Origin of the sequence: Streptomyces sp. NPDC048606 (assembly GCF_040650855.1) — a bacterium.
Taxonomy (GTDB): domain Bacteria; phylum Actinomycetota; class Actinomycetes; order Streptomycetales; family Streptomycetaceae; genus Streptomyces.
Genome location: NZ_JBEZIB010000005.1, coordinates 54,865 through 79,181 on the forward strand (window position 1 = coordinate 54,865; position 24,317 = coordinate 79,181).

At 76.0% G+C, this 24,317-nt stretch carries 25 protein-coding genes; 12 read left to right on the forward strand and 13 right to left on the reverse strand.

Features of this window, described 5'->3' with window-relative positions; genetic code table 11:
- Positions 1 to 165: 165 nt before the first annotated feature.
- Complete coding sequence (locus AB0D01_RS07345) at positions 166 to 543, forward strand: hypothetical protein (RefSeq protein ID WP_363054080.1); 378 nt, start codon at positions 166 to 168, stop codon at positions 541 to 543.
- Positions 544 to 686: 143 nt separating this feature from the next.
- Here AB0D01_RS07345 and AB0D01_RS07350 read toward each other — a convergent pair whose 3' ends face one another.
- Both AB0D01_RS07350 and AB0D01_RS07355 read right to left on the reverse strand, forming a co-directional pair.
- A complete protein-coding gene (locus tag AB0D01_RS07350; RefSeq protein WP_363054081.1) occupies positions 687 to 1,325 on the reverse strand; it encodes a hypothetical protein in 639 nt (212 codons plus the stop codon).
- 72 nt (positions 1,326 to 1,397) lie between these two features.
- The gene (locus AB0D01_RS07355) at positions 1,398 to 1,667 is read right to left on the reverse strand and encodes a hypothetical protein (protein WP_363054082.1); all 270 of its coding nucleotides are present in this window, start codon (positions 1,665 to 1,667) and stop codon (positions 1,398 to 1,400) included.
- 134 nt (positions 1,668 to 1,801) lie between these two features.
- Here AB0D01_RS07355 and AB0D01_RS07360 point away from each other — a divergent pair, with 134 nt between their 5' ends.
- The 3 genes from AB0D01_RS07360 (at position 1,802) to AB0D01_RS07370 (ending at position 3,662) form a co-directional block, all read left to right on the forward strand.
- Positions 1,802 to 2,143 carry a thioredoxin family protein gene (locus tag AB0D01_RS07360; RefSeq protein ID WP_363054083.1) on the forward strand — a complete coding sequence of 114 codons (342 nt, stop codon included), beginning with the start codon at positions 1,802 to 1,804 and terminating at the stop codon, positions 2,141 to 2,143.
- Positions 2,144 to 2,268: 125 nt separating this feature from the next.
- The gene (locus AB0D01_RS07365; protein WP_363054084.1) at positions 2,269 to 3,456 is read left to right on the forward strand and encodes a cytochrome P450; all 1,188 of its coding nucleotides are present in this window, start codon (positions 2,269 to 2,271) and stop codon (positions 3,454 to 3,456) included.
- Between the two features lie 5 nt (positions 3,457 to 3,461).
- Positions 3,462 to 3,662: a ferredoxin gene (locus tag AB0D01_RS07370; RefSeq protein WP_363054085.1), complete on the forward strand. Its 201-nt coding sequence runs from the start codon at positions 3,462 to 3,464 to the stop codon at positions 3,660 to 3,662.
- A gap of 69 nt (positions 3,663 to 3,731) precedes the next feature.
- Here the strand turns inward: AB0D01_RS07370 and AB0D01_RS07375 are convergent, their stop codons facing one another.
- Together AB0D01_RS07375 and AB0D01_RS07380 are read right to left on the reverse strand one after the other, a co-directional pair.
- On the reverse strand, positions 3,732 to 3,938 hold the full coding sequence (locus AB0D01_RS07375; protein WP_314253960.1) for a cold-shock protein: 207 nt from the start codon (positions 3,936 to 3,938) through the stop codon (positions 3,732 to 3,734).
- A gap of 159 nt (positions 3,939 to 4,097) precedes the next feature.
- Positions 4,098 to 4,505: an HGxxPAAW family protein gene (locus AB0D01_RS07380; RefSeq protein WP_363054086.1), complete on the reverse strand. Its 408-nt coding sequence runs from the start codon at positions 4,503 to 4,505 to the stop codon at positions 4,098 to 4,100.
- 90 nt (positions 4,506 to 4,595) lie between these two features.
- On the opposite strand from AB0D01_RS07380, the gene AB0D01_RS07385 reads away from it, so the two are divergent.
- The 3 genes from AB0D01_RS07385 to AB0D01_RS07395 all read left to right on the forward strand — a co-directional run bounded on the left by AB0D01_RS07385 (position 4,596) and on the right by AB0D01_RS07395 (position 7,486).
- The gene (locus tag AB0D01_RS07385) at positions 4,596 to 5,090 is read left to right on the forward strand and encodes a MarR family transcriptional regulator (protein WP_363054087.1); all 495 of its coding nucleotides are present in this window, start codon (positions 4,596 to 4,598) and stop codon (positions 5,088 to 5,090) included.
- 297 nt (positions 5,091 to 5,387) lie between these two features.
- The gene (locus AB0D01_RS07390) at positions 5,388 to 6,764 is read left to right on the forward strand and encodes a DEAD/DEAH box helicase (protein ID WP_363054287.1); all 1,377 of its coding nucleotides are present in this window, start codon (positions 5,388 to 5,390) and stop codon (positions 6,762 to 6,764) included.
- A 242-nt stretch (positions 6,765 to 7,006) separates the two neighbouring features.
- Positions 7,007 to 7,486: a hypothetical protein gene (locus AB0D01_RS07395; RefSeq protein WP_363054089.1), complete on the forward strand. Its 480-nt coding sequence runs from the start codon at positions 7,007 to 7,009 to the stop codon at positions 7,484 to 7,486.
- Here the strand turns inward: AB0D01_RS07395 and AB0D01_RS07400 are convergent.
- The 7 genes from AB0D01_RS07400 to AB0D01_RS07430 all read right to left on the reverse strand — a co-directional run bounded on the left by AB0D01_RS07400 (position 7,483) and on the right by AB0D01_RS07430 (position 13,492).
- A complete protein-coding gene (locus tag AB0D01_RS07400; RefSeq protein WP_363054090.1) occupies positions 7,483 to 8,421 on the reverse strand; it encodes a class I SAM-dependent methyltransferase in 939 nt (312 codons plus the stop codon). The genes AB0D01_RS07395 and AB0D01_RS07400 overlap by 4 nt on opposite strands.
- A 127-nt stretch (positions 8,422 to 8,548) precedes the next feature.
- Complete coding sequence (locus tag AB0D01_RS07405; RefSeq protein WP_363054091.1) at positions 8,549 to 9,484, reverse strand: TIGR04222 domain-containing membrane protein; 936 nt, start codon at positions 9,482 to 9,484, stop codon at positions 8,549 to 8,551.
- 104 nt (positions 9,485 to 9,588) lie between these two features.
- On the reverse strand, positions 9,589 to 10,392 hold the full coding sequence (locus AB0D01_RS07410) for a hypothetical protein (protein WP_363054092.1): 804 nt from the start codon (positions 10,390 to 10,392) through the stop codon (positions 9,589 to 9,591).
- A gap of 59 nt (positions 10,393 to 10,451) precedes the next feature.
- Positions 10,452 to 11,096: a GNAT family N-acetyltransferase gene (locus AB0D01_RS07415; protein ID WP_363054093.1), complete on the reverse strand. Its 645-nt coding sequence runs from the start codon at positions 11,094 to 11,096 to the stop codon at positions 10,452 to 10,454.
- A 3-nt stretch (positions 11,097 to 11,099) separates the two neighbouring features.
- Positions 11,100 to 11,846: an SDR family oxidoreductase gene (locus AB0D01_RS07420; protein ID WP_363054094.1), complete on the reverse strand. Its 747-nt coding sequence runs from the start codon at positions 11,844 to 11,846 to the stop codon at positions 11,100 to 11,102.
- 34 nt (positions 11,847 to 11,880) lie between these two features.
- Positions 11,881 to 12,402 (reverse strand): SRPBCC family protein, encoded by a 522-nt coding sequence (locus AB0D01_RS07425; RefSeq protein ID WP_363054095.1) that lies wholly within the window; start codon positions 12,400 to 12,402, stop codon positions 11,881 to 11,883.
- Between the two features lie 103 nt (positions 12,403 to 12,505).
- Entirely contained in the window at positions 12,506 to 13,492 is a 987-nt protein-coding gene (locus AB0D01_RS07430) for an NUDIX domain-containing protein (RefSeq protein WP_363054096.1), read from the reverse strand.
- Between the two features lie 263 nt (positions 13,493 to 13,755).
- Here AB0D01_RS07430 and AB0D01_RS07435 point away from each other — a divergent pair, with 263 nt between their 5' ends.
- From AB0D01_RS07435 to AB0D01_RS07450, 4 genes are all read left to right on the forward strand, one after another.
- Positions 13,756 to 15,507 (forward strand): VanW family protein, encoded by a 1,752-nt coding sequence (locus AB0D01_RS07435; RefSeq protein ID WP_363054097.1) that lies wholly within the window; start codon positions 13,756 to 13,758, stop codon positions 15,505 to 15,507.
- A gap of 77 nt (positions 15,508 to 15,584) precedes the next feature.
- Complete coding sequence (locus AB0D01_RS07440; RefSeq protein ID WP_363054098.1) at positions 15,585 to 16,088, forward strand: hypothetical protein; 504 nt, start codon at positions 15,585 to 15,587, stop codon at positions 16,086 to 16,088.
- 105 nt (positions 16,089 to 16,193) lie between these two features.
- Positions 16,194 to 18,173, forward strand: a complete 1,980-nt coding sequence (locus AB0D01_RS07445) for an RNA ligase family protein (RefSeq protein ID WP_363054099.1) — start codon at positions 16,194 to 16,196, stop codon at positions 18,171 to 18,173.
- Positions 18,173 to 21,070 carry a poly(A) polymerase gene (locus AB0D01_RS07450; RefSeq protein WP_363054100.1) on the forward strand — a complete coding sequence of 966 codons (2,898 nt, stop codon included), beginning with the start codon at positions 18,173 to 18,175 and terminating at the stop codon, positions 21,068 to 21,070. The genes AB0D01_RS07445 and AB0D01_RS07450 overlap by 1 nt, the downstream gene beginning before the upstream one ends.
- Before the next feature lie 152 nt (positions 21,071 to 21,222).
- Here AB0D01_RS07450 and AB0D01_RS07455 read toward each other — a convergent pair whose 3' ends face one another.
- The gene (locus AB0D01_RS07455; protein ID WP_363054288.1) at positions 21,223 to 22,140 is read right to left on the reverse strand and encodes an NADP-dependent oxidoreductase; all 918 of its coding nucleotides are present in this window, start codon (positions 22,138 to 22,140) and stop codon (positions 21,223 to 21,225) included.
- A 142-nt stretch (positions 22,141 to 22,282) separates the two neighbouring features.
- Complete coding sequence (locus AB0D01_RS07460) at positions 22,283 to 23,359, reverse strand: RNA ligase (ATP) (protein ID WP_363054101.1); 1,077 nt, start codon at positions 23,357 to 23,359, stop codon at positions 22,283 to 22,285.
- A 157-nt stretch (positions 23,360 to 23,516) separates the two neighbouring features.
- Between AB0D01_RS07460 and AB0D01_RS07465 the strand changes: the two genes are divergently transcribed.
- Positions 23,517 to 24,260 (forward strand): glucose 1-dehydrogenase, encoded by a 744-nt coding sequence (locus tag AB0D01_RS07465; protein ID WP_363054102.1) that lies wholly within the window; start codon positions 23,517 to 23,519, stop codon positions 24,258 to 24,260.
- Positions 24,261 to 24,317 lie beyond the last annotated feature (57 nt).

Genomic DNA, 24,317 nt, shown 5'->3' on the forward strand with positions numbered 1-24,317 from the left:
GCCTCTCACCCGTACGTCGAACGGGAGACGCCGGGATCGACAGGTCCGGGAAAGATTCTTCGAGGAATCCGCGGACGCGGCCACCGGACGGGGGCCACCGGGCCTGTCCCCGGGTGGCTACCCGCGAGTAGGATCGCGCTCCCTGGTACTCCGAGAGGACTCCCCATGCCCCGCACCCCTTCCTCCCCGCTGCTCCTCGCCGGTCTGCTGGCCGGCGCGGCCGTGGCGCACGCGGTCGCGCCCAGGCAGTTCGACGCGATCGTCCCCCGCTCCCTGCCGGGCGGCCCGCGCCTGTGGACCTACGCGAGCGGCGCGGCCGAGCTGGCCCTCGCGGTGGGCGTGGCCCATCCGAGGACCCGGCGGGTGGCGGCGGGGGCCGCGGCGGCGTTCTTCGTCGGGGTGTTCCCCGCGAACGTCAAGATGGCCGCGGACGCGCGCCGTCGTTCCCCCAGCCACCGGGCGGTGGCCTACGGGCGGCTGCCGTTGCAGGTGCCGCTCGTCCTGTGGGCCCGCGGCGTGAGCCGCTCGGCCGGCTCCGCCTGAGCGGCGCCGCGACACCCCGCAGCGCCTCGGGAACCCCTTCCCGCGACTTCCGTACGCGGTGCATCCGAACCGGTACCCCCGGCGGAAGTGCGGTCAGGAGCCCCCGGTCGCACGTCGGCGGACCGGGGGCTCCGTCGCACGCGTCAGGAACACCAGAAGAACAGGGTGTCCCGGGTGCGCCGGTCGGCCCCGGGGGACTCCCACTGCTCGGCCTCGAAGCGGATGGCCTTCAGGAAGCGCCCGACCGTCTCCGCCACCTCCGGGTCCACCCGGTCCAGCACGGCCTCGTTGGCCGCCACGAAGGCGGCGGCCCGCTCCGTGGGGAAGGTGCCCATCCAGGGCGTGCCGTCCCCCGCGGACGGCAGGCGCACCGGCGGTCCGGACGTCACGATCTCCCCGATGCCCAGGTCGGCCGGGACGCCGGCGGCGGCCATCTCCTCGTCGACGGTGGACAACCACGACGGGCGCGCCAGGTCCCCGAGGTCGTGGGTGTCCGAGAAGTACGCGGAGATGAGCGCGTGCAGGGCGTAGTGGTAGCCGGCGCCCTCCTCGGCGCCGACGTCGCCCTCCAGCAGTTCCTCCAGCGCCCGGGCGGCGGGGACCTCCAGGTGGACGCCCCGGTCGCGCAGCCGCTCGTCGACGGCGGCGCACCTCTCGCGGACGACGGCGAGGGTCCGCTCCTGGTCCGGTGTGCGTTCCACGGCGGTCAGCAGCCTCATCGGCTCGCGCATGCCGCCCGTACTCATGACCAGGTGAACCACGGCCGCGTCCTCTCGCTCCACGATGTTCTCCCATGATCCCCGGACGGCGGGCCCGCGACCCCTTCGGACGGTCCGGGCGCGCCCCGGGTACCGCTACCGGCCGTCGCCGGCCCAGTCCCAGTGGTCCGGGTCGTGCGGGCGGCGGCGGTAGTGGGCCCGGCCGCCGGGACCGTGGCGGCCTATCTCGGTGGGCAGGCGCGCCTCCTCGGCCAGGCGGGTGGGGCTCCAGCCCGTGACGTCGAGGAGGAGCCCGTCCAAGGGGCCGCCCACGAGTTCGCCGTAGGCGTGGCCGGGGCGGGGCCCGGGATCGGGATCGTCGTGGTCGGCGCCGTAGACCCGGCGCCGCAGCATCCTGTCGTCCATGGCCCCAGCTTCACAGGAGCCACTGACAACGCTCCGGGGCGCGGGCCGGGGCGGGCCCGCCGCCGGGTGCGTCCGCGCGGTCGCGAGCGCCTACGCTGGCGCCACCGGCAGTGACGACACGAGGAGCACCACCCATGACCCGGCAGGTACACCGACCGCTGGAGGACGCGGAGTTCGACTTCGTCCTCACGATGAGCCCGGGCCCGGTCCTCGCCCACTTCACCGGCAGCTGGCCCAAGGCGATCGAAACCGGCCGCGCGATGGACGCGCTCCTGGCGGAGCTGGCCGAGGAGTACGGGGCCCGACTGACCGCCGTTCGGGTGGACATCACCCGCTGCCCGGCGGCGACCCGCCGCTACGGGGTGACGGGCGCGCCGACGGTGCTGCTGCTGCGCGGCGGTGACGGGCCGGCGGCCCGTCACGAGGGGCCGCTGGGCGCGGAGGAGTTCCGCGCCTTCGTCGACGCGCACCTGTGAGGGGTCCCGCACGCCCCCGCGGGTGAACCCGGGCAGGCCGGCCGAAACTGGCATAGGTGGGATAGGTGCCTTAGGCATGTAATGGAGTCCGGCGAGACGGAACCACCGCTTGTGAGGTGCTTGTGATGCCCGATGCCGTTGCCTTCCCCCAGGACCGGACCTGCCCCTACCACCCGCCGACCGCCTACGGACCCCTCCGGGAGGGCCGACCGCTCTCCCGGGTCACCCTCTTCGACGGGCGCTCGGTGTGGGCCGTCACCGGCCACGCCGAGGCGCGCGCGCTGCTCGCCGACGGGCGACTGTCCACGAACCGCGAGAACGACGCCTTCCCGGCCACCAGCAGGCGGCTCAAGGGGATCCGCTTCCGCCGGACCGCGCTCCTCGGGGTGGACGACCCGGAGCACAACGCGCAGCGCCGGATGCTCATCCCGAGCTTCACCCTGAAGCGCACGGCCGCGCTGCGGCCGGCGATCCGGCAGATCGTGGACCGGCTGCTCGACGCGATGGAGGCCGCCGGTCCGGGCGCGGAGCTGGTCGGCGCCTTCGCCCTGCCGCTGCCCTCGATGGTGATCTGCGACCTGCTCGGGGTCCCGTACGAGGACCACGAGTTCTTCGAGGAGCAGTCGCGGCGGCTGTTGCGCGGCCCGGAGCTCGCCGACGTCGAGAAGGCGCGGGAGGCGCTGGACGCCTACCTGGAGGGGCTGATCGGGCGCAAGCGTTCCGCACCCGGGGACGGCCTGCTCGACGAGCTGATCGCGACGCGCCTGGAGACCGGCGAGACGGACGTGCCGGAGCTGGTGGCGCTGGCCCTGATCCTGCTGGTGGCCGGCCACGAGACGACGGCGAACATGATCTCGCTGGGGGCCTTCACCCTGTTGCGGCACCCCGAGCGGCTGGCGGAGCTGCGCGCCGATCCGAAGCTGATGCCGGAGGTGGTGGAGGAGCTGATGCGGTTCCTGTCGATCGCCGACGGTCTGCTGCGCGTGGCCGCGCGGGACATCGAGATCGCGGGCGTGACGATCCGCAAGGACGAGGGGGTGGTCTTCCCGACCTCCGTCATCAACCGCGACGAGGCCGTGTTCGAGGAGCCCGACGCGCTGGACTGGAACCGGCCGAACCGCCACCACCTGGCCTTCGGATTCGGCATCCACCAGTGCCTGGGGCAGAACCTGGCCCGCGCCGAGATGGAGATCGCCCTCGGCGCCCTCTTCGAGCGGTTCCCGGGGCTGCGGCCGGCGGTGGACCCCGACCGGATCCCGTTCAAACCCGGGGACACCCTCCAGGGCATGCTCGAACTGCCCGTGACGTGGTGAGCGGCGTGCGGATCTCCGTGGACCGGGACCGCTGCGTCGGCGCCGGCCAGTGCGCGCTGACGGCTCCCGGGGTGTTCACCCAGGACGACGACGGTCTCGGCGAGGTCCTGCCGGGGCGGGAGGGCGGGGACGGCGGCCCCCTGGTGCGGGAGGCCGCGCGGGCCTGCCCGGTGTCGGCGATCTCCGTCGTGGAGGCGCGGGCCTGAGGAACCCCGGACACGACGCGGGAGCCCCCACCGAAGGACCGGTGGGGGCTCCCGTCGGGTGGAGCGCCGTCAGCGGAGCGGCACCACGTTCTCGGCCTGAGGGCCCTTGGGGCCCTGGGTGACGTCGTACTCGACGGACGCGCCCTCGGCCAGCTCCTTGAAGCCGGTGGTCTGGATGGCGGAGAAGTGGACGAACACGTCCGGACCGCCGTCGTCCTGCTGGATGAAGCCGAACCCCTTCTCCGAGTTGAACCACTTCACAGTGCCAGTTGCCATCAGTGCCGATCCTTCTCAACGTTCCACGCGGGCCGCATGCGCAGCCGTCTCGATAGTGCCCACCCGCCCCGCGCGGCACACGCCAGGCGCGGCCAACCGAGGCGCATCGAACATCCGGTCGACGATTCGCCCGTACGACGCACCGCGCACGGCGGGGCGCTACGGGGTACCGCCCTCCCCGACGGGCGAGGGCGCGGCGACCCGGGAGGCCGGGGCGGCGGCGGACACGGGGGCCGGGACGGCGGCCGGGACGAGGACGCCGCCGCGCCCGGAGCCGGCGAGTCGGCATCCCAGGCAGTCGACGTGGCCCGTCCGGGCGGAGGTGTCGCGGGTGCGCCAGTCCCACTGCGACTCGGGTCGAGGCCCGCTGGGCTTGCCCCAACCGGCGAGGTGCAGCAGCCAGGTGACGAGGCCGGCCGCGACGACGAGCCCGAGACCGAGCCAGATGCCCGGGGTCCAGGCCGCGCACAGGGCGGCGCCGGCTCCGGCGGTGCCCAGCAGGGCGAGGGTGGTGCCGGTCCAGCCGGCCACGGTGTGGCCGAGGTCGACGTGTCCGTGCGCGCTCATGGTTCTCCCTGGAAGGGCGGGCAGCAGTAGGCTCGGAAGAGGATCTTTTATCTCACGAGCTAAGTAACTTAGATGCTAAGGAGTATTCGCTTGCAGGGCAAGCCCCGCCCCCCGGCCACGGCCGCGGAGGCGATCTCGCGCATGGACCAGTACGTGGCCCTCGGCCTCATCGGCCAGCAGGAGGTGGCGCAGCTCCTCGGGCTGAACGTCACCGACCTGACCTGCCTGGGCCACGTCCTGGGCGCCGGGGACACCCCGCTCGCCGCCGGCGACCTCGCCGCCCTGACCAACCTGACCACCGGGGCCGTCACCGGCGTGCTCAACCGTCTGGAACGCGCCGGGTACGCGCACCGCCGACCCGACCCGGCCGACCGGCGCCGGGTCCGGGTGGTGGCCGACCCGGCCGCGGCCGTCCGGATCTTCTCCGTCTACCAGCCCTTCTACGACCGGCTCGGCGCCGTGTTCGCCGAGTACTCCCCCGACGAGATCGCCGTCATCGCCGACTGGTTCGGGCGGGCGACGGTCGAGATCCGCGCGCACCTGGACCGGCTCCGCTCCGGCGAGCTGGACTCCGCCGCCCCGTAGCCACCGGCGCCGACTGGTAAAATGGCGGGAAACTTGCAGCGCGGGGCGCTTCCGCCCGGTGCGGACACGTACGACGAGCCGGGGCCCGTACCGAAGGGGTACGGGCCCCGGCTCGTCGCCGTTCACCACGCGTGTCCGCGTGCGCGCGTACGCACTCCTCACGGAAGGTTCTGCATGAAGAACCCGTCACCCCACGGGCGTTTCGGCATCAAGGCCGGAGCGAAGGCAGGCAACAAGGCGGGCGCCAAGGGCGCCGGCAAGGCTCCCCGGACCCTCGGGCCCCAGGGCGAGTTCACGATGCCCAAGGCCGTCACGCCGGCGCTGCCGCCGGTCACGGCCTTCGAGGAGCTCGACCTGCCCCCCGAGCTGGTGACGACCATGACCGACCTGGGGGTGGAGCGGCCGTTCCCCATCCAGGCGGCCACGCTCCCCAACTCGCTCGCGGGCCGCGACATCCTCGGCCGCGGACGGACCGGGTCCGGCAAGACCCTGGCCTTCGGGCTGGCCCTCCTGGCCCGCACCGCGGGGCGCCGGGCGGAGCCGAAGCGACCGCACGCGCTGGTCCTCGTACCGACGCGCGAACTGGCGCAGCAGGTGACGGAGGCGCTGGAACCGTACGCGCGGGCGCTGGACCTGCGCATGTGCACCGTGGTCGGCGGACTGTCCATCGGCCGCCAGTCGGGCGCGCTGCGCACCGGCGTGGAGGTCGTCGTGGCCACCCCCGGCCGGCTGAGCGACCTGGTCGGACGGCGTGACGTGCACCTGGAGCGGGTGCGGATCACCGTCCTCGACGAGGCCGACCAGATGTGCGACATGGGCTTCATGCCGCAGGTCACCGAGATCCTGGACCGGACGCACCACGACGGGCAGCGGATGCTGTTCTCGGCGACCCTGGACCGCAACGTCGACCAGCTCGTGCGGAGCTACCTGAAGGACCCGGTCTCGCACTCGGTGGACCCCCAGTCCGCCTCGGTCGGCACCATGGACCACCACGTGCTGCACATCCACTCCGCAGACAAGATCTCGGCGGCCACCGAGATCGCCGCGCGCGAGGGCCGGGTGATCATGTTCCTGGACACCAAGCACGGCGTGGACCAGTTCGTGAAGCACCTGCGGGCCATGGGCGTACGGGCGGAGGGGCTGCACAGCGGCAAGTCCCAGCCGCAGCGCACCCGCACCCTCGGCCAGTTCAAGGACGGCCTGATCACGGTGCTGGTCGCGACGAACGTGGCGGCGCGCGGCATCCACGTCGACGACCTCGACCTCGTCGTCAACGTCGACCCGCCGGCCGACAGCAAGGACTACCTGCACCGCGGCGGACGCACCGCCCGCGCCGGGGAGTCCGGCAAGGTCGTCACCCTCGTCACGCCGAACCAGCGGCGCGACATGGTGCGCCTGATGGCCGACGCGAAGATCCGGCCGACGATCACCCAGGTGCGCTCCGGGGAGGCCGCGCTCTCCCGCATCACCGGCGCCAAGGCCCCCTCGGGCGTCCCCCTCGCCGGCGCCGCGGCCACCGACGCCAAGGGGCGGCCCAGCGGTACCGAGCTGGGCTTCCGCGGCATGGGCACCCGACCGGGCCGCACCGGCCGGGGCAAGGAGTCCCGCAAGACCATGGAGGCCCGCCAGGCCGCCGAGGCGCGCCGCGCGGCCCGCGTCCGCAAGGGCCTGTAGCACGGCCGGGTGGGCGCCGGCCCACCCGACGACGGCGCGGGCGCCGGTCCCCCGGAGGGCCGGCGCCCGCGCCGTCGCGCACGCGGAGCGCGCGGGGGCACGCGCGGGCCCGCGGGACGCACGGGGCCGGTCGGAACCGTGACCGGGCGGATGCCGCGCGCCTACGCCGTCCCGGCGGGCCTGCGCTCGGCCGGGCGTGTGGTCCCGTCGGTGGGCCGCCTTCGCTGCCACCCTCGTCGTCCATGGATGTCAGCAGCTTCTACGCCCTCTTCTCCGCCACCTGCTTCACCCTGGTCGGCCTCTGGTGGAACGTCGTGCAGAGCCATGCGGAATGGACGCGCGAACCCGCCCTGCGACGCGTGGTCGGCGGGATCTACCTGTCCTTCCTGCTGCCCGCCCTGATGGGCCTGTTCGCCCAGGTCGGCGGCACCGAGCAGCCGCAGATCTGGCGGGCGGCCTTCATCGTCCTCGCCGTGATCGGCTGCGTGTGCACCCTGCGGCTCCTCGCCCGTTCCCGCGGCGACCGTTTCGTCACCCGGCAGCAGGCCGGAGCCGCCCTGCTCTACGCCCTGGTGGCCGTCGTCGGCGCCTTCCCCGAACTCGCCGGCCACATCGGCCTGCGCCCCATCCAGGCCGAGGCCCTGATGCTGATCGGACTGATCGTCCTGGGCCACGCCCTGGTCTGGAGGTTCATGGCCGGCGAGGGCCGGCAGACGACCTAGCGGCGTCGGCGGCGTCGGGCGACGATCGCGCGGGTGACCAGCGGCGGCAGGAGGTCCTTGGCCAGCCGGCGCCAACGCGCGCCCGGCCGGGGCGGGGCCGGCGGGGCGACGAGCGGGGCCGGAGCGGGTTCCGGTTCGACGGGGGCGCGCAGCGGCTTGGGCTCCGGCGGGGCGCTCACGCCCTCGTCGCCGATGCGCACGAGCGGGCTGCCGTCGATCATGTCCACGCCGTGCCACAGGTCGGTGCGGCCCTCCAACCAGGCGAGCAGAGCCGCCTGATGGGGCGCCGGGTCGCCCCAGGTCGCGTACAACTTCGAGGCGGAGACGGCGATCAGGCGCAGTTCGCCTTCGGCGACGGCGGCCCAGACGGCGGCCGCGACGCCGGGGCAGTGGGCGGAGCGGTAGTCGTCGAAGACCACGACGGCGTCCGGGCCGGCGACCGCGCGCGAGGAGGCGATGTCCTGCACGACGTGCTCGTGGAGGTGCGAGGCGTCGATGTGGACGAAGCGGCAGCTCCCGGGGCGCACCCGGTCGGTGACGACGGAGGTCGGGGCCTGGACGATCGTCGGCAGGGCCTCGTGGAAGGTCAGGTAGTTCGTCTCGAAGCCGCGCCGGGTGAGCGTGGGGTACGAGTCCCGCATCTCCGCCAGGTTGAAGTCGTCGGGCGCGGGCGAGTCGAACAGGTCGACGACGGTGAACTCCTCGCCGTCGCGCAGGTATCCGGCGAGGAAGATCGCGCTCTTGCCCATGAACGCCCCGAGTTCCAGCAGGTCGCCGGTGGTGTCGGGGGTGTCGTTCTGGCGGGTCAGGAACCAGTCGAAGAGCACCTGGTCGTACGCCGAGAACCAGCCCTTGACATCGCCGAACGTGCGGGGTGTGGGCGGTGCAGGCTCGGTGTCGGGGGTGGTGACGGGAGCCTGTGAAACATGCGACACGGAGAGTCATCCTCCAGCGGAATGGCATCGGTTCAACGCTGATACCCGGCCGGGTAAGCAGACCATAAGCCCTCGAACCGCCGTATGACGAGAGTTGTTCGATCCCGAGTGCTTCCGCTTCCGGGTTCTACAGACCTCCCCCGCACCCTCCGCAGCCCCCGCCGCAACCGGAGACCCCGCCGAGGCCCGGCGGGTCGTTGACCGTGTGCGAGGAAGACGACGAGGACGAGGAGGACGACGGCTTCGAGGCGGGCGCGGGCTTCGGGGGCGGGCCGTCCAGGGCCACGAGCAGGTCGGGGAACCGTCCGCAGCCCCGCAGGCCGGTGCGGGCCACGGCCGCGACGTCCTCCCGGCCGGGGGCGGGTATCCGGTCGCGGGGTGTCGTACGGGGGTCCCAGGCGGTGTCCGCGAGGGTCTCCCGGTACAGCGCGCGGCCCGCGCGGGTGGCGTGGCCTACCTTCATCCACGGGTGACGGCGGTGGCGCGCCACCGCCCAGCAGCCGAGCAGGGCGACGAAGGAACCGACCGCCCACGGGACGTCACCGGAGCCGAGGACCGTCCAGACGACGGCCCCGAGGCCCGCGATGACCGTGGCGGTGGCCGCCCAGGCCTCGTGGTCCATGGCCCGGCCGTAGCGCAGGGTGGCTTCCCGGTTCACGATCAGGCCCTGGGCGTTCAGGCGGTCGGTGACGCGGGTGACCGCCTCCGAGCGGCTCACGGCCGCCCGCGCCTTGGCGGCGGAGCGGGTGGCGGGGGCCTTCTCGCCCGTCGGGTACGCCGCCGCCTGCACCTCCTCGCGCGGCGGGTCCGCCCCGAGGTCGACGTCGTACCGGTCGACGAGCGGGAGGCGTCCGCTCGCCCGGAGCACGGCCAGGGCCACCTCGGCCACGGAATCGCGGACGGGGCTGCGGAGCCAGGCCAGCTCGTAGACCGTCAACGCGTCGCCCGGCGGGCGGGGTTCGACGGGCCGGGGCGTGTCCACCGCGCGGCCCGCGCGCCACCGCAGGGCCGCGGTGACCGCGAGCGAAAGGGCCGCGGGAACGAACAGGACGACCAGCCACATGCCTACCCCCCGGTGCCAGTGTCTGAGGCGAGTGTGGGGCCGGCGGGGAGGTCGCGCAACACCCCGCGTGACGCGGCGGGTTCGGAGCGTGGCGGGAGGGCCGTTCAGGCGGCCGCGGCCCGGCGCAGTCGCCCGGTCGCGGCGCCGCGCACGCGGTGGGTCCGTGCCGAGCGGGCGAGCAGGGCCAGCGCGTCGGGTGCGGCGAGCGTCCGCACGGCGGTGCGCTGGCACCAGTCGGAGGCCCCGGCCAGTTCGGCGGGCGACCACGGGGCGCCGGCCTCGACGGCCCGCAGCAGGGTCCACTCGCGCAGTCGGCGGGCGGCGAACTCCCGGCCCGCCAGTACGGGTCCCAGTGCCCGGGCCCAGTCGGTGAACTCCGCCCCGGGCCGCAGGCGCGCGGCGCGGCGGTCGAGGTGGGTGACGACGGCGCTCTCGGCCATCACCGGGTCCGGGTCCTCCAGGACGGCGGCCACCGCCGCGGCCTCCGCCGCCTCCCCGCCGGCGCGGGCGACGGCGGCGAGGCGCTCCAGGTGGCGGGCGTAGCGCCACCGGTGCGGCGCGGGCATCCCCGGCCCGACCGCAGGAGCGGCATCGGGCCCGGGTCCAGCCGGCACGGGTCCGGTGGGCACGGGTCCGGCGGGCACGAGTCCGGTCGTGGCGGGTCCGGCGGGCACGAGTCCGGTCGTGGCGGGTTTGGCCGCGGTGGGTCCCACCGCGTCGGATCCGGTCGGGGCGGATCCGACGGGCGCGGCTCCCACCCGGGCGGGTCCGGTCGGGGTGCGGCGGACTGTCTCGACCCCCGTGCCGTCGCCGACCGGCTTGCGGCCGGGTATCAGCGTCCGACCCGCGACCGGGTGCGCCGCGGCGCCGCCCGGCGTCCGACCCGTCTGGTGCTCACGTCTCCCCATACCGTCCATTCCACACGACCGGGGTGAACGGGTGGTGCCCCGGGGCCCCTCCCGGGCGGTCAGCGGCGGGGCAGCAGCAGGGCCTCGGCGCCGACGGGGCGGTATCCGGCCGCCTGGAAGGCGCGGACGCTGCGGGCGTTGCCGGCGGCCTGTTGGGACCAGACCGGGCCGCCGTCCGGCACCAGGTGGCGGGCGGCGAGGGCCAGTGCGCGGCCCAGGCCCTGGTGGCGGGCCGTCTCGTCGACCTCGACGGCCGCCTCCCACCGTCCGGCGACGCCCCGGCCGAGGACCAGCACGCCGCCGTCGGCCGCCCAGACGCGTACGTCGTCCCGGCGGAGGCGGGCGCGGCGCACCCGGGGGTGGTCCGGATCGGATATCCGGCGCAGGTCGAGCGGAGGTCGACCGGGCAGCGCCCCTGCGACGGTGAGCAGGTCGACGCTGTCGGTGGTGCGTCCGGTGCGTTCCAGGAGGGCGGCGAGGAAGCGGGGGTGCAGGGTGGCGGCCAGGCCGTCGCAGTCCTGGCGGGCCACGACGGCGCGCACCCAGGCGGGGTCCTCGTCGAGGAACACCACCGAGTGCGCGGTGAAGGCGATCACGCCCGCGTCGCGGGCGTTCTCCTGCGGCACGACGGTCGTGGCGCCGTCGGGCGGTGGGAACCGGCCCTCGGCGGCGTCGGCGAGGATCCGGGTGAGGGTCGCGCCCACGGCTCAGACCTGCTCGAAGTGGAAGGACTTGATGAAGCAGTCGCGGGGTTGGCCGACGGCGAACAGGACGCAGTCCAGCAGCGACTGCGCGGTGAGCGGGTCCTTCGCGGTGCGGGGGGCGTCCGTCCAGGCGTCCGACAGCGGGTCGTGGTTGTCGAAGTCCGGCGGGTAGAGGGAGATCACCCGCACGCCGCGGTCGCGCAGGCGCTTGGAGAGGACCTCGGTGAAGCCGGCCTGGGCGCTCTTGGCGGCGTAGAAGGCGTCGTGCGCGTCGGAGCGGTGGTTCCCCTTCTCCCCGCACCCGGAGACCATGGTCACGATGTCCGGCCGCTCCGACTCCAGGAGCAGCGGGAGGAAGGCCTTGGTGACCAGGACGGTGCCGGTGGCCCCGGAGGCGAGGGTGTCGACGACGTCCTCGTCGGAGGCGGACAGCAGGTCCGTGCCGTGGTGGTAGCGGGCGCCGTTGTTCAGCAGCACGTCGACGTGGCCGGTGCGGGCGGCGACCGAGGCGGCGAAGGCGCGGACGGACGCGGGGTCCGTCAGCTCGCAGGCGAAGGCGTGGACGCGGTCGGGGTCGTGGCCCCGGTCGATGATCTCGCCGCGCACGCGTTCGGCGGCTTCCGCGGTGCGGGCGGAGAGGTACACCTCGTCGCCCCGGGCGGCGAAGCCGAGGGCGAGGGTCCGCCCGAAGTCGCGTCCGGCCGCGGTGACGACCACCCGCCGGGGTGTCGCTGCCTGCTCAGCTGTCATGTCAACGCTCCTGTCCTGTGGTCCGACCACATGATCACAGGCGCGGTTCCGGCTGGTCGGGGCGGGGCACGGGCCCCGGTTCGGGCAGCGGCGCGCCGGTCTCCAGCAGGGTCTTGAGGCTGGAGGCGAGCAGGGGCCAGGCCTGTGCGCACATACCGACGAGGCGGCCGCCGGCGAGGAAGCCCTCGTGGCGGACGGTGAGGCGGGCGAGGGCGTCGCCGACGGGTTCGATCTCGTACGTCACCCGGGTGCGCGGTTCGCGCGCCAGCTCGGCCCGCAGCTCCTCGGCGACCCCGGCGGAGGCGGCCCATTCGGGGGTGAAGTTGTGCCAGGTGTAGGAGAGCCGCCGGTCCGGGACGCAGTCGAGGACGACCTGGTCGGGGTCGCTGGTGCGCGCGCCGCGTTCGACCCAGGTCATCGGCGAGCCCACGGCCCAGTCGGTCTCGAAGCTCAGGCCCCAGTAGCGGCGGGTGAACGCGGGCTCGGTCAGGGCCTGCCAGACGCGGTCCGGGTCGGCCTGGACGTAGAGGGTGTAGTCGATCACGGTCTCGGTCATGGCCCCATGCTGCGGGAGCGCCCGCCGCGCGGCCCGGATTGGCCGGGCCGAAAGCGACCGCGCGGGCGGTGCGGTGGGCACGGTGGGCCGGGCGCGGGCGGTGCTACGGGAGTTCCGTGGGCGGGGTCCGGGGCGCCGGGGGCAGTCCGAGGCGGGCGCGGGCGGCGTGCACGCAGGCCAGCTCGTGCACGCCGGCCGGCCCCCAGTCGCTGAGCTCGCGGACCTGTTCCGGGGTGGCCAGCAGCCGCGCGTACGCGGGGTCGGCGGCCGGCGCCAGGGCGGGGAGGCGGGACGCGGTGCGGGCCAGCGCGCCCCGGGGGGTGGCCCGGTAGCCCACGGGCAGCGCGCCGGGCCGGGGGGCGCCGACGGGGGGCAGGTGGGCGGCGCCGGTGGCGCGGGCGATCAGCAGCAGGACCCGGCCGTCGGGGGCGAAGAGCCAGCCGGAGCGGGCGTGGACGGGCAGGTGCGCGGGGACGGGGCCGGGGTGCCAGGTCCCGTGCTCGGGGACGCGGCGGGTGCGCAGGACCCCGAGACGGTCGAGGGCGGTGGGGTCGGTGGGGCGGCCGTCCTCCAGCAGGGCGGGCCCGGAGCCGTTGACGCGGGCGCGCAGGGCGGACAGGGTCCGGCGGGCGCAGCCGGCGTCCATGAGGGCGGGCAGGTCGGCGGGCTCGGCGAAGTCGATGCCGGTGACCTCCTGCTCGGGCAGGCGTACCGCGTCGATGCGCTCGGGGGTCCAGGTGCCGCCGTCGTAGACGTGGAGGATCTCGCCGGGGAAGCCGGTCTCGGGCGGGAAGGCGGTGGTGTCGGAGGGGATCCAGTCGACGGCGAGGCCGCGCGGGTAGCGGCCGACGACGCCGAGTTCCTCGCGCATCTCCCGGGCGGCGGCCGCCGCGGGGGCCTCGCCGGCGTCGACGGCGCCGCCCGGCAGGAGCCGGCCGCCCCGGTAGTCGACGCTCTGCACGAGGACCCGGCCGGCGGTGTCGGTGACCAGGACGACCGCGCCGGCCCAGAGGACGGCGCGCGAGGCCCCGTACTGCGCCGGTGTCATCCGGATGGCCGCGTGCCCGGGGTCGTCGGTCAGTTGCGTCATGCGGAACTCCGTTCGCCGTGGGTGGACCAGCCGCCTGTGCAACAGCGGGCGCGGCCTCCCGGTTACGCGGCCGGCGCGCGCGTCACGCGATTTCGCTTTACCTTCGCTATACCTCCTTATTACCTGGTTATGTCGATCTTGATAGCGTCCGTTCCGCGGACTGGCGGCGTGAAAGCCGCTGGTCCGACCACGTGATCGGCCCCGGTCGATCGTTCCCCACCCGACCCGACCGCCCGACCGCCCGACCGGGAGAAACGACGGCCATGCGACGCTCAACCCGCACCGAGACCGACGCGACCGCCGGGAAGCGGTGGTCCGCGACGAAGGTCGCCGGGGTGGCGGGCGGGGCCGCGGCGCTGACCCTGGGCGGGCTGTACGCGGCGGGGCTCCTGCTGACCGGTGACGACCTGGCGGCGGGCACGAAGGTCCGCGGGGTCGACATCGGCGGGATGACCCGGGCCGAGGCCCGCCGGACCCTCTCCCGGGAGCTGGGGCCCTCCGCCTCGGCCCCGCTGGACCTGCGGATCGGCGACCGCGTCGAGAAGGCCGGACCGGCCACGCTGGGCCTGTCCCTGGACACCGCCGCGACCGTCGAGCGCGCGGCGCGCTCCGGCGCGGACCCCTTCACGGTGATCGGCCGGCTCTTCGCCTCCGGCGACCCCGACGCGGTCCCCGTGGTCCGCTTCGAGGAGAAGGCGGCCCGCATCACCCTGGAGGCGCTGGGCCGCAAGGGCGGCAAGGGGCCGCGGGACGGCGGCGTCACCTTCGACCAGGGCCGGGCGGTGGCGACGGCCCCGGCCGCCGGCGTCGCCCTCGACCTCGACCGCTCGCTGGAGGCGCTGCGCGCGGCGTACCCGCGGCCCGCCGGTGCCGCGGCGGCGCCGATCGAGCTGCCCGTCGTACGGGCCCTGCCGCGCGTGGGGCAGGAGGAGACCGACCGGGCCCTGCGGGAGTTCGCCCGGCCCGCGATGTCGGGGCCGGTCACCCTCGTGGTCGAGGGCCGGCGGATATCCGTGGCCGCCGCCGTGCTCGGCCGCCACCTGACGATGGGGGACGACGGCAAGGGCCGGCTGGTGCCGAAGCTGGACGCCAAGGCGCTGCTGGCCGACCCGGCGGTCGGCGCACCGCTGCGGCAGGCCGCGCCCGGCCCGGTCGAGGCGGCCCTGCGGACCGACGGCGGGCGGGTGGTGGTGGAGCGGGACGGCCGGGCCGGCCGCCAGGTCACCGAGGCCGCCCTGAGGGCGGCCGTACTGCCGCTGCTGACCCGGGAGGGCGCGGCGGCCCGCACGGGCGAGGTCGCCACCGAGTCGGTGGCCCCGCGCCTGACCCGGGACTCGGTGGCCCGGCTCGGCATCACGCAGGAGGTGTCCTCCTTCACGGTGGCCTTCGAGCCGGCCGCGTACCGGACGACGAACATCGGCCGCGCCGCCGAGCTGATCAACGGCTCGGTGGTGCTGCCCGGCGAGACGTGGAGCTTCAACCAGCGGGTCGGCGAACGCACGAAGGAGAACGGCTTCGTCGACGGCATCATGATCAACAACGGGCGTTTCGAGCGGGCCGCCGGAGGCGGGGTCTCCGCCGTCGCCACCACCGTCTTCAACGCGATGTTCTTCGCCGGCGTCAAGCCGGTCGAGTACGGCGCCCACTCCTTCTACATCGAGCGCTATCCGGAGGGCCGCGAGGCCACCGTCGCCTGGGGCAGCCTGGACCTCCGCTTCGCCAACGACTCCGGCAACGCCCTGTACATCCTGGCCGAGGCGAACGACAGCTCCGTCACCATCACCTTCCTCGGGACGAGGAAGTACGACGAGGTCAAGGCCTCGAAGGGGCCGCGCACCAACGTGAAGCCGCCCGCGACGCGCGTCGGCAAGGGTCCCACCTGCGAGCCGCAGACCCCGCTGGAGGGCTTCGACGTGGCGGTCGACCGGATCTTCCTGAAGGGCGGTCAGGAGGTCAAGCGGGAGACGATGAAGACCCGTTACACCCCGCGCGACACCGTGACCTGCGCCACCTGAGAGGCCCGGGAGGGCGCTCTCACCCGTCCGTGTGATCGCGCGCGCGCCGCACGGCTCCGGTGCGGCAGGGTGGGCGGATGCCGTCGCCCCGCCGGGTCCCTCCGGTACGACTCCCCCTGCCCCTGCCGCTGTTCCTCGCCGGGCTGATGCTGGCCGCCGGGTGCGTGACCGTACGGCCGGCGCAGCCGCCGGCGCCGCCCGGCCTTCCGGCTCCCGCTCCCGCCGCTCCCGCGCCCCTCGCGCGGGGGCCGCTCGCGCGCGGGCTGCCGTTGGACCCGCTGCCCGACGCCGCCCCGCCCGCCCCGCCCGCCGAACCCGCCGGGGACGCCGGCCCCCGGGCCGCGCGCCCGGCGGACCCGCCCCGACCGGACCGACCGGCACGGCCCGTACGACCGGAGCGCCCCGAGCGCCCGGTCCGCGCCGCGAAGCCGGCGCACCGCGCCCCCGCCGCGAAGCCGCGCACCCGGGAGCCCGTACGCCCCAAGGCCCGCCCGGCGCCGGGGCGTTCGTTCGACATGCGGCCCCTGTGCGAGGCCGCCCGCGGCACGGTCTCCCCGTCCATCGTCGCCCTCTGCCGCTGACGGGACCCGCGTCCGGGCGGCCGGGCGGCACGAAACCGGGTGGAAGCGGACGCCGCCCGTACCTAGAGTGACCGGGCACCCCGTCCCGTCCACCCGGAGACCTCCATGCGTACGCACTATCCCCGTACGGCGCACCTGCCGTGGTCGCCCGGCGCCACGGCCGACGACGTACGGGTCTGCGGGCCGTCGGCGCTGGAGGGGTGCGAGGTGGTCGTCACCGAGAAGCTCGACGGCGAGAACACCACCCTGTACGCGGACGGCCTCCACGCCCGCTCCCTCGACTCCGGGCACCACCCCTCGCGGGCCTGGGTCAAGGGCCTCCAGGGCCGCGTCGGCCCCGACATCCCCGCCGGATGGCGGGTGTGCGGCGAGAACCTGTACGCCCGTCACTCCCTGGCCTACGAGGACCTCGACAGCTGGTTCTACGGGTTCTCCGTGTGGGACGGCGGGCACTGCCTCGACTGGGACGGCACCGTCGCCTTCCTCGCGCGCCTCGGCATACCCGTCCCCCGCGTGCTCTGGCGCGGGGTCTACGACGAACGCGCCCTGCGCCGGCTGCGCGTGGACACCACCCGGCAGGAGGGGTACGTCGTGCGGACCGCGGCCGGCTTCCGCCGCGAGGACTTCGGCCGGTACGTCGCCAAGTGGGTCCGCGTCGGCCACGTCCGCACCGACAGCCACTGGATGTACGCGCCGGTCGTGCCCAACGGGCTCGGCGCCGCCGCCCCGTTGTGGGCCGTGCGCTCCGGGGCCGAACCGGACGCGGCGGCCCTGTCGGCCGCGCTCGGCACCACCGACCTCCCCGGCCCGGACCGGGACCTCGTCGCGGAGGTCGCGGCCCGGCTGGACGGTGCGGGCCGCGGCGGCGAGGACCGCCTGGAGGGGGTACTGGCGGCCGCCCTGCACCGCGCTCCCCGGGCCGCCCTCGCGGCACGGCTCGCGGCGGGCCCGCTCGGGATGCGGACGGCGCGGCGGGTGGCGGACCTCGTGGGACTGCACCCGGTGCTGCGCCGCCCCCACCCGGACGCGGAACGCCGGGCCGGGCTCGTGCGCCTGGCGGCCGCCGCCGACCTGGGCGTCCTGCACACCCTGGCGGCGGTCCTGCCGGACGCCGAAGACGGCGACGGTGACGGGCACGGCCACGGCTCCACCGCGGCGGAGCGGGCCGAGCAGGTGGAGTGGTCCGCGCTGTACGCGCAGGACGCGGGACTGCTCGACGCGGACCCCCTGGGCGCGCTGCGGGAGGGGCTGCGCGGGGCGCTCGGCGCGCTGCCGCGCGACGCCGCCGACCGCTGCTGGGCCGAGGCCCGGGCGGCCTTCGCGCGCGGCGGGCTGTCCACCGCCGAGGAGGCGGTGGCCGCGACCTGGCGGTGGCGCGACGCGGACTCCTTCCCGCGCCTGATCCAGTTGTGCGGGCCCTCCGGGAGCGGCAAGTCCACCTTCGCGCGGGGGCTGGAGGGCGTCGCCGCGTACGTCGCCCTGGACGACCTGCGGGCGGCCCGGGGCGAACGCGCCGACCAGCGGGCCAACCCGCAGGTGCTGCGCGAGGGCCTGGACCGCCTCGACCGGGCGCTGGCCGCCGGGGGCACGGTGGTGTGGGACGCCACCTCCCTGACCGAGGCGCAGCGCGGGCTCGCCGGCGCGGTCGCGCGCCGACGGAACGCGCTGGTCACCCGGGTGGTGGTGCTGGTCGAGGAGGCCGAGCTGGTCCGGCGCAACGCCGCGCGCCCGCACCCCGTGCCGCAGGCCGTCCTGGCGGCGCAGCTGCGCCGGTTCAGCCCGCCGTACCCGGGTTCGGCGCACCGCACCTGGTACGTGGGCGCGGCCGGCGGGGTCGAGGACACGGCGGGCGCGCTGGGCCCGCCCGGCTCCCCGGGAACCGGCACCACCGGGGCGGACGTCACGTACACGGGACCCGCCGACACGGCGCTCGCGTACACGGGACCCGCGAGCGCGGGAATCCCGGACGCGGGGCGCCCGGACTCGGGGATCGGGGACACCGCGATCGAAGACGCGGGAAGCGCGGGCGCGGGCACCACGGGGGCGTGCCCCGCGGGTCCGCACGGCACGGGGGAGAACGTCTGATGCGTACCAGTGAGCAGCTCTACCACCAGGTCCGTTGGGACCCCCGGTTCGATCCCGCGCGCTTCACCCTGGGCCTGCGCCGGCGCGGAGCCGGCCCCGAGCGGGTGCCGCTGCCCTCGTTCGTGCCCGGGGGCGACATCCCCTGGCACCGGGTGCTGTTCGTCGAGGCCGACGGCGAGCTGGTGTGGGACCGGGCGAGCGGCCTCGACCGCGTCGACGCCACCTCGGCGGGCCGGGTGCGGGCGCGGCGCCTGCTGCGCGCCCCGTTCTTCACGGCGGCCACCCCGCACGCCTGGGACCCGTCGGGCCGGGGCGACTGGCTGCCGCTCGGGCCGGTGCCCGCACCGGCCGCGCCGCCCGCGCGCGTACGGCTGCTGACCTGGAACACCCTGTGGGACCGCTACGACGCCCCCCTCATCGCCACCGCCCGGCGCCGGCCGATGCTGCTGGACGCGTTGGCGGCGGCCGACGCCGACGTGATCGCCCTCCAGGAGGTGGAGCCCGCGCTGCTGACGATGCTGCTGGCCGCGCCGTGGATCCGGGCCGACTACACCCTGGGGACCGACCCGCGGGGCACGGGCGTCGCCGACAGCGGGCTGGTCATCCTCAGCCGGCTGCCGGTACGGGAGGCCGGCTGGCACCGCCTCGCCCGGCACAAGGCGGTCACCGCCGTCACCGTGGACACGGCCGCCGGGCCCCTGGTCGTCGCCGCCACGCACCTCTCCAGCGACCACACCACGAACGGGGCCGCCCTCCGCGGGGTCCAACTGGCCCGCATCCGCGACGGACTGGGCGCGCTGGGCGCGGCGGGCGACGTCGGGCTGGCCCTGCTCGGCGACTTCAACGACGGCCGCGGTGACACGGCCGGACCGGCCGCCGCCCTGGGCCTGCGCGACGCCTGGAACGAGGCGCACGGGGCGGCGGACGAGACGCCGACCTTCGACCCCCGGGTCAACCCGCTGGCCGCGGTGGGCTCGCTCACGGGGCGCGCCGCACGGCTGGACCGGATCCTGCTGGGCTCCGGCGCGGGCGCGCGGGTCGACACGGCCGCGCTGCGCGGGGACTCCCCCGGACCCGACGGGCTGTTCGTCTCCGACCACTTCGCGGTGGAGGCGACCGTGTCCTTCGGTGAACCGCCCGAGGCGCCCGAGCGGGCCGCACGGCTCGACGCGGCGCCGACGGCCCGCACCGCGGTGGCCTGGCTGCCGCCCGAGGACCCGGTGGTCACGCGGCTGCGCGCGGAGCACGACCCGGCGGCCGGGCGGTGGCCCGCGCACGTCAACCTGCTGTTCGGCTTCGTGCCGGAGTCCTCCTTCGAGGAGGCGCTGCCCCTGCTGGCCGAGGTCGCGGCGGGCACCGCGCCCTTCCCCGTCCGACTGGAGGGGGTGCACTCCTTCGGGCACCGGGAGGAGGCCACCCTGTGGTGGGACCCGACGGCGGGCGCGGGCGGCGGGACCCCGTGGCGGGAGCTGCGGCGGGCCCTCGTCGAACGGTTCCCGGGCTGTGCGGGCCGCGCAGGGGAGTGGACCCCGCACCTGACCCTGGGCCGCGTCCGTGACCCGCTGCGGGCGGAGCGGGAGTTCGCCGCCCGTCTCGCCGGCGGCCGGGCCGCGCGCGTGGGTTCCCTCGCCGTGCTGGCGCGGCGCGGGGACGGGCAGATGCGGGTGCGGGCGACCGTGGAGCTGGGGACCGGGGTGGTGCGCCGGGTGCGGGAGGAGGCGCCGGTCGGCGCCCCGGCGGCGACGGCTGCCCCGGACCCGCGCGAGGAGCGGACCGCCGAGGAGGTCACGGCCCGGATCGCGGCCGCCCTGCCGGGGGCCGTGGTGCGTACGGTCGGGTCCCGGGCCATGGGGTGCGCCTCGGCCGGAGCCGACCTGGACCTGGTGGCGGTGGTGCCCGGCGGCGTGGTGGACGCCGGAGCCCTGAGGCGCGCGCTGGCGCGGGCGCTGCCCGACGCGTCCCGGCTGCGGGAGGTGACGGGCGCCCGGGTGCCCGGGGTGCGGCTGCGCGTGTCGGGGCTGGACGTGGACCTGGTGCTGGTCGCCGCCGACGATGCGGACGCGCACGGCGAGCCGGACGGGCCGGCCGCGGTGGCCCTCGCCGCCGTCGGCGACGCGCAGGCCGTGCGCGCCGCCGTCGGCGCGGAGCACCCCGCGTTCGCCCGGCTGGCGCGCGAGGTGAAGGCCTGGGCGCGGGCCCGGGGCCTGGACGGCGCCCCCTTCGGCGGACTGCCGGGCCTGGCCTGGGCGGTGCTGGCGGCGCGGACCGTACGGGAGGCCGGGCCCGGCGCGGATCCCGAGACGTCGGCGGCGCTGCTGCGGCGGGAGTTCTTCGGGAGCTGGGCCGCCTGGGACTGGACGGTGCCCGTCGCGCTCCCGGGGGCGCCGGAGCCGGTCGGCAAGGCCCGGGAAGCGGAACCGGCGCCGGTGACCGTTCTCACCCCGGCCGCGCCGGTGCGCGGCTGCACGGCGCAGGTGGGGCCCGGGACGCGGGACCTGTTGGTGCGGGAGCTGTACCGGGCCTGGGAGCTGCTGGAGGAGGATCCCGAGGACTTCGGGCGGGTCCTGGCGGCCGAGGCGCCGCACCGCCGCCACGCGGCCTGGGCGGTGCTGACCGTACGGGGCGGGGCGCCCGGCGCCTTCGAGGAGAACCTCGGTCGGGCGCGGGGGCGGCTGCGCGCCCTGCTCGGCGCGCTCGCGGACGCCGGGATCGAGGACGCGCACGCCTGGCCGCGCCCCTTCGAACGGACGGACACCCTGGCCCGCTACGCCGTGGGCCTGGGCGCCTTCCCGCCGGACGCCGCCCGCCTGGCCGCCCTCGCCGGCCCGTGGGCGGCCGGTCTGTCGGGGGTCGAGGTCACCCGGGCGGCCTGCGGCGAGGTGCCGGACCTGCCCTGAACGGCCGGCCCGCCCGGGGCGGGCCGGCCGTGGCGGGCGGGCCGGGCGTGGCGGGCCGGCCGGGCGGGGCGGGCCGGGCGTGGCGGGCCGGCCGGGCGGGGCGAGCCGGGCGTGGCGGGCCGGCCGTGGCGGGCGGGCCGGGCGGGGCGGGGTCAGGGCTCGATGACGATCTTCCCGGCGGTGTGGCCCTCCTGGCTGAGCGCGAAGGCCAGCGCGAGGTCGGACAGCGGGAAGGCCGCGGCGACGTCCACGGTGAGCCGGCCGGCGTCGGCCAGGCGGCCCAGCGCCGCGAGGTCCTCCCCGAGGGGGCGCACCCACATCCACTGGCCGCCGGCCCCGAGCACGGTGTGGTCGGCGATGGAGGCGTGCCGGCCGCCGTCGGCGAGGACGGCCAGGGTGACGTCGAGGACGCCGCCGACGAAGTCCGCGACGACGGTGACCCCGTCGGGGGCCAGGGCCCGGACGCGTTCGGCCAGGCCGTCCCCGTACGCGACGGGCTCGCACCCCATCGCGCGCAGCCGTTCGTGGTTGCGCGGGGAGGCGGTGCCGATGACCCGCGCGCCGAACGAGCGGGCGATCTGCACGCCGAGGGAGCCGACGCCGCCGGCCGCGCCGTGCACGAGGACGGTGTCGTCGACTCCCGTCCCCAGGCGGGTCAGGAGCTGGTACGCGGTCAGCCCGGCCAGCGGCAGACCGGCCGCCTCCCGCCAGCCGAGCGAGGCCGGTTTGGCGGCGACGGCGCGCACCGGCACGCTGACGTACTCCGCGAAGGTGCCGCCGTGCACGTAGTCCTTGCGGGCGTACGCCATCACCTCGTCGCCGACCGCGAACTCGGGCACGTCGATGCCGACGGTCTCGACGGTGCCGGAGACGTCCCAACCCGGGATCACCGGGTACACGACGTCCATCAGCCCGTCGAGACCGCCCGCCATGATCTTCCAGTCGACCGGGTTGACCGAGGCGCAGCGGACCTTGACGAGGACCTCCCCGGGGGCGACCTTGGGCAGCGGCGTCCGGGTCTCCCGCAGGACCTCCGTCCCGCCGTACGTCTCGTACGTCATCGCCCGCATGGTGTTCTCGGACATCCTCGCGACCTCTCGTGCGCCGTTCGCTCCGCCGCCCTCATCCCACCACGGGCGACCCCCGCCGGCCCGAGAGGCCGGGCGGTCACGGCGCGGCGCGGTCCGCCGTGCCGCGCCGTGACCGGGGGGCTCACTCGTACTCGGTGCCGCCCTTGCGGGTGAGGTAGGCCGGGCTGACGGCCTTGGCGATGGCGCGGCCGCCGACGACCGGGCTGTGGCGTTCGGTCACCGGCCGTACGACGACGCCCTCGCGCAGGTGCAGGTCCCGCCCGGAGACGGTCTCCCGGCCGCTCGCCAGGTCGAACACCACCGCGGGGTCGTAGGGGCCGGTGTACAGGCGGGGCACGAGCGGGAGTTCCCCGTCCTCCAGCACCTCGGCCGGGTCCAGCCAGCGCACCTGCCCGTCGATCTCGGCGGACACGTCGAACACGGCGTAGCCGGGCGGGTTCTCGGCGTCGCCCGACCGGGCTCCGTAGCCGAGGTCCTGCACGCCGGAGCCGTAGACCTCGGCGAAGATCCCGACGCGGGTGGCGCCCAGTCGGGCGGCCAGCCGGGCGGCGACCTCGGGGACGCCGTGGCCCCGTACGGCGCGCCAGTAGAGGTTGCGGTCGTCCTCCTTGAGGGCGAGCCCCTTGGAGCCGAAGCCCTTGGAGGAGACGAGGACCCGGTCGCCGTCGGCGAGGTGGGTCGTCAGGCAGGCGGTGCCGTGGAGCTTCTCCGTCAGGGTGACGGGCTCCCCCGGCTCGAAGATCCCCGGGTAGCGCTGGAGGTTCTCCACGTCCACCCACGGCAGCAGGTCGGGCGCGGCCTCGACCTCGCCGTTCATCGTCGTGGGGATCGGCGGGACCCATTTGACGACGCCCAGCGTCGCGGCGAAGTCCGTGCCCTCCTTCGCGGCGAGCGCGAGGTCGATCCCGTCCAGGGCGCGGGGGCGGCACACCAGCCCCTGGGACAGCTCGCCGCGCAGCCGCACGGCTCGGACCCGGTCGTGCCCGCTCCCCGCCAGGCGTCCGGTGAGCCCCAGCTCCTCGATCAACGCGGCCGGCAGCACGGCCTGTTCCGGTATGTACAGCGCGAACTCGCCCGTGCGGTAGGCGCCCTTGGCGACGACGGCCCGGTAGAGCCCCACCTGGGCGAGCTCCAACGCGTCGGCGTTCGGATGCTCGTGGACGGTCAGTTCCTCTACGGTGACACGGAGGGTGGACATGCGCGGCTCCCCGGATGAGGTGTCCGGACCTGGTGTGCGGACGTGGTGTGCGGACCACTGTCGTGCTCCCCATTTCCGCTGGTCCAGCGGATATCCGGGTGTTAGCCTGCGCCCGCCGGCCCGCGCGCCGGTGGGCACTGCGACGAGGAGGGGCACCATGGCACGTCGTCCGGTCACCGTGGTCACGGGAGGCAGCCGGGGCATCGGCGCCGCGACCTGCGTACGCCTGGCGGAGGCGGGCCACGACCTGGTCCTCGGCTACGTCCGCGACGAGGCGGCGGCGGAGGCGACCGCCGAGCGGGTACGGGCGGCCGGGGCGCGGTGCGTGACCGTGCGCGGCGACACCGCCGAGGAGTGCGCGGTGGAGCGGCTGTTCGACATCGCCGGCGCCGAACTCGGCTCGGTCACGGGCCTGGTGAACAACGCCGCCGTGACCGGACCGCTCGGCCGGCTGGCCGACGCCCGCACCGAGGACCTGCGCCGGGTGCTGGACGTGAACCTGTTCGGCTACCTGCTCTGCTGCCGTCGGGCCGCCCGGGACATGGCCGAGGGCGGCGGTGGGGCCATCGTGAACATCTCCTCGACGGCCGCGACCCTCGGCAGCCCCGGGGAGTACGTGCACTACGCGGCCACCAAGGCCGCCGTCGACTCGCTCACGATCGGGCTGGCGAGGGAACTGGGCCCGGACCGCATCCGGGTCAACGCCGTGGCGCCGGGGATCATCGAGACCGACATGCACGCGGCGATGGGCGATCCCGACCGGCCCGCGAAGGCTGCGGCCGGCATCCCGCTGGGCCGGCCCGGCCGACCCGAGGAGGTGGCGGGGGCCGTCGCGTGGCTGCTGTCCGAGGAGGCCACCTACACGACGGGAACGGTGCTGCGGGTGTCCGGCGGGCGGTGACCCGCACCGCGCCGACCCCCCGCCCGGGGCCCGCGCCCCCGCCCGAAGGCCCGCGCC

Coding starts and splice junctions, on each gene's coding strand:
- AB0D01_RS07345 (WP_363054080.1), top strand. CDS start 166: ATGCCCCGCACCCCTTCCTCCCCGCTGCTCCTCGCCGGTCTGCTGGCC.
- AB0D01_RS07355 (WP_363054082.1), bottom strand. CDS start 1,667: ATGGACGACAGGATGCTGCGGCGCCGGGTCTACGGCGCCGACCACGAC.
- AB0D01_RS07360 (WP_363054083.1), top strand. CDS start 1,802: ATGACCCGGCAGGTACACCGACCGCTGGAGGACGCGGAGTTCGACTTC.
- AB0D01_RS07365 (WP_363054084.1), top strand. CDS start 2,269: ATGCCCGATGCCGTTGCCTTCCCCCAGGACCGGACCTGCCCCTACCAC.
- AB0D01_RS07375 (WP_314253960.1), bottom strand. CDS start 3,938: ATGGCAACTGGCACTGTGAAGTGGTTCAACTCGGAGAAGGGGTTCGGC.
- AB0D01_RS07380 (WP_363054086.1), bottom strand. CDS start 4,505: ATGAGCGCGCACGGACACGTCGACCTCGGCCACACCGTGGCCGGCTGG.
- AB0D01_RS07390 (WP_363054287.1), top strand. CDS start 5,388: ATGCCCAAGGCCGTCACGCCGGCGCTGCCGCCGGTCACGGCCTTCGAG.
- AB0D01_RS07395 (WP_363054089.1), top strand. CDS start 7,007: ATGGATGTCAGCAGCTTCTACGCCCTCTTCTCCGCCACCTGCTTCACC.
- AB0D01_RS07405 (WP_363054091.1), bottom strand. CDS start 9,484: ATGTGGCTGGTCGTCCTGTTCGTTCCCGCGGCCCTTTCGCTCGCGGTC.
- AB0D01_RS07410 (WP_363054092.1), bottom strand. CDS start 10,392: ATGGGGAGACGTGAGCACCAGACGGGTCGGACGCCGGGCGGCGCCGCG.
- AB0D01_RS07420 (WP_363054094.1), bottom strand. CDS start 11,846: ATGACAGCTGAGCAGGCAGCGACACCCCGGCGGGTGGTCGTCACCGCG.
- AB0D01_RS07425 (WP_363054095.1), bottom strand. CDS start 12,402: ATGACCGAGACCGTGATCGACTACACCCTCTACGTCCAGGCCGACCCG.
- AB0D01_RS07430 (WP_363054096.1), bottom strand. CDS start 13,492: ATGACGCAACTGACCGACGACCCCGGGCACGCGGCCATCCGGATGACA.
- AB0D01_RS07435 (WP_363054097.1), top strand. CDS start 13,756: ATGCGACGCTCAACCCGCACCGAGACCGACGCGACCGCCGGGAAGCGG.
- AB0D01_RS07440 (WP_363054098.1), top strand. CDS start 15,585: ATGCCGTCGCCCCGCCGGGTCCCTCCGGTACGACTCCCCCTGCCCCTG.
- AB0D01_RS07445 (WP_363054099.1), top strand. CDS start 16,194: ATGCGTACGCACTATCCCCGTACGGCGCACCTGCCGTGGTCGCCCGGC.
- AB0D01_RS07450 (WP_363054100.1), top strand. CDS start 18,173: ATGCGTACCAGTGAGCAGCTCTACCACCAGGTCCGTTGGGACCCCCGG.
- AB0D01_RS07455 (WP_363054288.1), bottom strand. CDS start 22,140: ATGCGGGCGATGACGTACGAGACGTACGGCGGGACGGAGGTCCTGCGG.
- AB0D01_RS07460 (WP_363054101.1), bottom strand. CDS start 23,359: ATGTCCACCCTCCGTGTCACCGTAGAGGAACTGACCGTCCACGAGCAT.
- AB0D01_RS07465 (WP_363054102.1), top strand. CDS start 23,517: ATGGCACGTCGTCCGGTCACCGTGGTCACGGGAGGCAGCCGGGGCATC.